Source organism: Pseudomonas sp. NPDC087346 (assembly GCF_044744235.1).
In the GTDB taxonomy this organism is placed as follows: Bacteria; Pseudomonadota; Gammaproteobacteria; order Pseudomonadales; family Pseudomonadaceae; genus Aquipseudomonas.
This window is the reverse complement of the sequence record NZ_JBIUXX010000066.1, coordinates 22,094-28,126: the sequence shown is the minus strand read 5'-3', so window position 1 is coordinate 28,126 and position 6,033 is coordinate 22,094. Positions and strand designations below refer to the sequence as shown.

Annotated in this window: 5 protein-coding genes and 2 tRNA genes; 2 read left to right on the top strand and 5 right to left on the bottom strand. The window is 57.3% G+C overall.

Going from position 1 to position 6,033, the window contains the following annotated elements; all coding sequences use genetic code 11:
• Positions 1-520: 520 nt before the first annotated feature.
• Complete coding sequence (locus ACIOZM_RS26910; RefSeq protein ID WP_401219503.1) at positions 521-1,279, bottom strand: hypothetical protein; 759 nt, start codon at positions 1,277-1,279, stop codon at positions 521-523.
• Positions 1,280-1,663: 384 nt separating this feature from the next.
• Here ACIOZM_RS26910 and ACIOZM_RS26905 point away from each other — a divergent pair.
• Positions 1,664-1,739: transfer RNA gene (locus ACIOZM_RS26905), tRNA-Glu, on the top strand.
• A 2-nt stretch (positions 1,740-1,741) separates the two neighbouring features.
• Positions 1,742-1,817: transfer RNA gene (locus tag ACIOZM_RS26900), tRNA-Gly, on the top strand.
• A 144-nt stretch (positions 1,818-1,961) separates the two neighbouring features.
• Here the strand turns inward: ACIOZM_RS26900 and ACIOZM_RS26895 are convergent.
• From ACIOZM_RS26895 to ACIOZM_RS26880, 4 genes are all read right to left on the bottom strand, one after another.
• Complete coding sequence (locus ACIOZM_RS26895; protein ID WP_401219500.1) at positions 1,962-3,701, bottom strand: dipeptidase; 1,740 nt, start codon at positions 3,699-3,701, stop codon at positions 1,962-1,964.
• A gap of 194 nt (positions 3,702-3,895) precedes the next feature.
• A complete protein-coding gene (locus ACIOZM_RS26890) occupies positions 3,896-4,534 on the bottom strand; it encodes a LysE family translocator (protein ID WP_401219497.1) in 639 nt (212 codons plus the stop codon).
• Position 4,535: 1 nt separating this feature from the next.
• Positions 4,536-5,306: a 2OG-Fe(II) oxygenase gene (locus tag ACIOZM_RS26885; protein WP_401219495.1), complete on the bottom strand. Its 771-nt coding sequence runs from the start codon at positions 5,304-5,306 to the stop codon at positions 4,536-4,538.
• Between the two features lie 91 nt (positions 5,307-5,397).
• The gene (locus ACIOZM_RS26880; protein ID WP_401219492.1) at positions 5,398-6,024 is read right to left on the bottom strand and encodes an alanyl-tRNA editing protein; all 627 of its coding nucleotides are present in this window, start codon (positions 6,022-6,024) and stop codon (positions 5,398-5,400) included.
• Between the last annotated feature and the right edge of the window lie 9 nt (positions 6,025-6,033).

Here is a 6,033-nt window from a genome sequence, read left to right as displayed (position 1 = left end):
AAAGTTTACTTGCAGTCCTTATTGCAACGCGGATCAACATTGACAGAAGCACCAGTGGCGGTAGCCACGAGTTGACTGAGAGGCTCAGGGCGTGACGGGGCCATGTGGATCAAGGTCAAGAGCACAGTCGAGCTAACGCTCATTCTGTGAGTGGTTAAAAGCGGCGCGGGGCAGCTTTGCTTTTGCTTTTCTGTAGGAGTGAGCCTGCTCGCGATGGCGGCCTGCCAGCCGACCATTTTCTGTCAGATGTAAATCAATCCCTGTGGGAGCTGGCTTGCCAGCGATGGCGGCCTGACAGCCGACCAAACTCTGCCTGATATACCCAATCTTTGTGGGAGCAGGCCTGCCAGCGATGGCGGCCTGCCATCCAACCAAACCCTGCCAGATGTACCCATCCCCTGTGGGAGCGAGCCTGCTCGCGATGACGTCATCAAGGTCACCCCATCTATAACTGTCAAACCCTAACCAATCAGCCAACAAAAAAGCCACCTCTCGGTGGCTTCTCTTTCTACTTCCACTATCAGTCGTAGATGACTTTCTTTTTCCAGTCCGCATCGGCTTCGACGTCTTTTAGCCCTTCGGTCAACTGATTCACTTCGCCGTCCACCGGGGCAATTTTGTCCATGACCTGGGCGTTGGCGCGGGCGAGGAGTTTTTCCAGGTATTGCAGTTGTTCGGCGTATACCTGCGGGTCTGGCTGTTTGCGCAGGTATTGCACGCCGCGTTCGAAGGCGAGGCGGGCCTGGCCCGGTTGGTTTTGTTGCAAGGACTGCTGGCCGAGGTTGTTGAAGAACTCGATGTGCAACAGCACCAGGATGTGGCGAATCTCGCGAATCCAGTGCTTGGCTTCGTTCGCTGGCAGGAAGCCGTCGTGGGCGGCGCGGGTGATTTGGCCGTGCAGGGCTTCGAGCAGGAAGCGGACGTCTTTGGCTTTGGCTTCGGTATGAATCGGCGCCGGCGGATTGTTGACCGGAATCGATTCGCCTTGTGCCACCAGTGCGCTCAGTTCGGTGATGCGTGCTTTGGTCGTGGCGCTGGTTTTTTCCAGGTTCAGCAGGCGCTGGCAGACGTTCAGCTCAAGGCGAGTCATCAGCAGTTTGAGGGCCGGGGTCATGAACTGGCCGGGAAAGGTCTCGGTGAGTTCGCCGCAGCGGCGCAGGCGGTCGTTGAGTTCGACCTTGGTGCGGGCCTTTTCCAGTTTGTTGTTTTCCACTACATGGTTCATGTAGCCGATGGCGATCAGAATGGCGATCCCGGCTACAACTAGCAGGGTGATCATGAGTGGTGTCACCGGTAAGACCTCTTTATAGGGTTCGCAGTCGAGTGTAGTGGCTTGGCATTTGGGCGCCTAGGTCTGCTCGACGAGTTGGATCGGCTGGTTCAATCTGTATCGGCCGCGCGCTGCTTATATGAATGCTGGCGCAAGGTATGCAGATTGCCATCACTGTGCGGTGGACTATAACGTCTTGGCGGGTGGCGGAATATAGGCGTCAAACGTTGGACGACGGAAAAGCCTGCCGGAGCCCGCAAAGCAGGTCGAAGTCATTGATTTAAATAAATTTATATCAAGGGGTTGACGACTTCTCAAACCATCCCTAGAATGCGCGCCACTTGCAGCGTAAAGCACACAGCGAAACGCCAGCAGGGAGTGAAGTTGTAGCGTGTCCCCTTCGTCTAGTGGCCTAGGACACCGCCCTTTCACGGCGGTAACAGGGGTTCGAGTCCCCTAGGGGACGCCATTGCGGGAATAGCTCAGTTGGTAGAGCACGACCTTGCCAAGGTCGGGGTCGCGAGTTCGAGTCTCGTTTCCCGCTCCAAATTCACAAAAACGCCGCTCAGCAATGAGCGGCGTTTTTGTTTGTGCAGAATTTGTCGCGCGACAAAAAAGGACCCAAGGGTCCTTTTTTGTTTTCTTGAACAGAAATGCCGGACCCGCTTAAACGGTGGGTCCGGTCAGTGCATCAAAGCTTCGGCAATTGCCCGATGCGGCCCATCATTTCGGTCACGATTTGCAGGTCCAGCAAGAACTGGTCAACAGTCTTGAACTCGCCGTCGGTGTGGCCGGTGTATTTGACTTCAGGTCGGGCCAGGCCGAATTGCACGCCATTCGGCAGTTCATGCACCGAGGTCGCGCCAGCAGATGTGCCGAATTCGTGTTTCATGCCCAGGTTCTCGCTGGCAACGGCCAGCAGTGCCTTGACCCATTCACCTTCCGGATTGCGGTACATCGGTTCGGCGATCGAGTAAGTGAAGTTCACTGCGACGTGGGTCTTCTTGCTCCAGGCGGCCAGTTTGTCGGCGATTTCCTTCTTCAGCACTTCAGGCGATTTGCCCTTCGGCACGCGCAGGTTGACCGCCAGTTTGAAGGCTTTGTCGTCCACGCCAACGTAGGTCAGCGAGGTGGTCAGCGGGCCCATGAAGGCGTCGGAGAAACCAACGCCGAGCTTCTTGCCCAAATAATCCAGGCCCCAGTTGTTCGATGCATAACGCGCTGCGTCGGTGAACTGGTTGTGCTTCAGCGCGACTTTGCCGTCGAGGCTGTTGAGGAAGTCGAGCATCCGTGCGACCGGGTTGACGCCGGACTCAGGTTCGGAAGAGTGGGCGGAAACCCCGGTAACGCTCAGTTTGACGTCCTTGCCATCAACCTTGGCAGCCACTTCGAAATCACCGCCGTTGCGCTTGGCGTATTCGCTGCCGGCCTTTTGCAGGCTGGCGGCCAGTTCTGCCGGTTTGTCTGTCACCAGGGTCACGACCGAAACCGATGGGATCTGGTTGGTCGCTAGGCCACCGGTCATCGAGGTGATTTCCGCACCTTTGCCTTCAGCCTTGCGCGATGGGAAATTGGCCATGACCGTGCCATAGCCTTTCTCGGCGATCACCACCGGGTAACCACCGTCCAGCGCCATGTTGTAGTTCGGCGTCGGGTTGTGTTCGAAGTAATAAGGGATCGCGTCGCCGGTGGTTTCTTCGGTGGTGTCCACCAGCAGCTTGAAGTTGCGCGCCAGCGGCAGCTTTTCTTCCTTGATCACTTTCATCGCATACATCGCGACGACGATGCCGTTCTTGTCATCTTCGGTGCCGCGGCCATACATGCGATCGCCGATCAGGGTGACCTTGAACGGATCAAGTTTGGTACCGTCCTTCAACACCCAGTTTTCCGGTGTGACCGGCACCACGTCGGCGTGGGCATGAATGCCGACGACTTCATCACCGCTGCCTTCGAGGGAGATTTCGTAGACGCGATTGTCGACGTTACGGAATTTCAGGTTGAAGGATTCCGCGAGGCTCTGGATCTTCGCGGCAATCTTGATGAATTCAGGATTGTCGTGCTGGGCTACGCCTTCTTTCTGATAGGTCGGGATCTCCACCAGTTCGCGCAAGGTTTCCAGCGCGGCTTTGCCGTACTTCGCGCGGGTGTAGAGGCCGAGCAGGCGGTTGATCTCGTTCTGCTGCTCGGCGCTCAGGGTTTTATTGTCGAGAAAGGCGTTGATTGTCGATTCGAGATTATCGGCTTTGCCCAGGTCGCTCTTGGCCACGCCGCCGAGGAATTGGCGGAAATCGCTGGTTGTCGTATCGCTGAACGACTTGAGGATGGCAGCACTTTGCTGCGGGGTGATGTTGGCAGAAGCGGGCAGGGTGTACGACGAAAGACCGGCCAGAATCAGACTGGCGGCGGCCAGACGCTTGAGAGAAAAATCCATCGGGATGGGCATTCCTTTGCAGGGAGTTGATAAGAAGTGTTTAAAAGTTGAAACAAGACTTTTCCAAACTAACACCATGCGGGTGTTGAAAGGGAGTCCTTGAAGTGGGATGCGTCGCACATAAATGCAAAAGCGGCGCACAAATGAAAAAGGCCCGACCTGTCTGAGTCGGGCCTTTCAGGGGCAAGGGTTGTTTACATCGACAGCACCAGACGCCCGGCGAACAGAATCAGGATCACCCCCATGCTGCGTTCGAACCAATGGCCCATACGCATAAACAGGGTCCGCACTTTGCTGCTGGAGAAGAACAGCGCGACGATCACAAACCACAGCGCATTCACGCCGCACATCCACAATCCGTACAGGGCCTGGATCTCCAACGGAGTGCTGGCGCTGATGATCGTGGTGAAGATCGCCAGGAAAAACAGCGTGGCTTTGGGGTTAGTGGCGTTGGTCAGAAAACCGGTGCTGAATGCCTTGAACAGCGATTGCTCGACCAGCGGTTCGTCCGCAACCTTTTCACCCTCAAGCGAAGTCTTGGGTTTGCTGCGGATCAGGCTGATGCCGAGGTAAAAAATGTACGCGCCGCCCACAACCTTGGCCACGGTCAGCAGCCACGGCGTGGTGTGCATCAATGCGCCGACACCGAGCAGGGTATACAGCACATGCACGGATATTCCCGCGCCGATGCCCAGCGCCGTGCAAATGCCCACCAGTCGGCCGAAGCGCACGCTTTGGCGAATGGTCACGGCGAAATCCGGCCCGGGAGCGACCACGGCCAGAAAGTGAATGGTGGCCAGTGCCAGAAACTCGCCAAGGTAATTCGATAACATTTCAGCTCCAGAAAGTCAGGGGTGAAGCATTGCCGCGATAGCCGACAAAGAAAGAAAGGCTCAAGCGCGGGTCGGCCACGCCCGGGGTGACCGAGTGCATGCAGCGCGAATTGAACATGATGAAATCCCCCGGCTCTGGCCGTACTTCCAGAGATGGTGGGCCGAGCAACGCCGGATCGATGCCGTAGCTGTCGCCACGCATTTCGTCGAACTGGTCCGGGGAAATATCGTCGTCCCACATCTGCAACGCGCCGCCCTCGGTCGGCATGTTCAGGTACACGTTGCAGGCGAATTGCGCTTCCAGGCTGCGCGCCTGAAAACTTTCCGGAGCGTCCTTGGCGAAAATGTCGTGGTGGGCGAGGAAGCAAACCCCCGGTTTGACTACCCGCGACAGGCCGACATACATTTTGCGTCCGTAGAGGTTTTCCAGATGGGCGCCGGCCGGCCATGACTCGTCGAGCATGCAGCGCAGCGTATCGACAGGCGAGGGGTAGGGCGCGCAGCGACTACGCAGTTCGGCGATGTTGCTGGTGGCACGCTCGAAGTAATCTTCGATCAGCAACGGCTGGTTTTCCGCTTCGTAAAACGCCATACCGATGCGGCCGATGCTCGGCGCATTGATATAGCCTTCGAAGCCAGGGGCGAGAATCTTGTCGCCAATCTGGACGGCCAGCGGCTGAGGCAAAAAGCCTTTGACGCGGATGGCGAGGACTTCTTCGTTGGCCAGTTTTTTTATGCACGTCTCATCGAGACGCTCGACGTCAAGCATCATGTTATTCAGGTCCATCTATCGAATAGTCAACGGAGCCAGCGAGTGCGGCTCCCCCGGCGTCGGACGCTGCGCGGGGCAACGTCCGAAATGCTTAATCCACGCTGTAGTGGACGGATAACGTACCTTTCTTCTGCGAAAGGGATGCGATCGTGACTGTGCCCAAATCCTTCAGGCTACGTACATGGGTGCCACCGCAGCCATAGGCTGGCAGCTCGCCGAAACCGATTTCGCGCGAACCTTCGCGCAGCGAAGTCAGGCGTGGCAGATCGTGTTCGATCCACTGGCCAACGCCGTATTGCACGGTTTGCGCATCGACTTCCTGAGCAACATCGCTCGGTTTGAACTGCACTCGGCCCTCGTCCGGCCAGTGGTGCGCCTTGATCGGCGTCCAGCCCATGGCCTGAACGAAATGCCCGATCAGATGACCGGCCGAATGCATGCGGGTATTGAAGCAGCGGCGTTCTTCGTCAACACGAATCTGGGTCATGCCGAGCGGCACCGGACGGTCGACGAAATGCACGATCCGCTCCGGCTCCTGCACCACGCGCAGCACCTGACTTTCGCCGATCCAGCCGGTATCGCAGGGCTGACCGCCACCCTGCGGGTGAAACAATGTTGCGCGCAGCACTACAGCGAATTCGTTCTCGTGGGGCGTGCAGTCGAGGACTTCCACATTGGCCTTGAGGTCATCAATATGGAAAAAGAGGCGAAGCGTCATATTCCATGC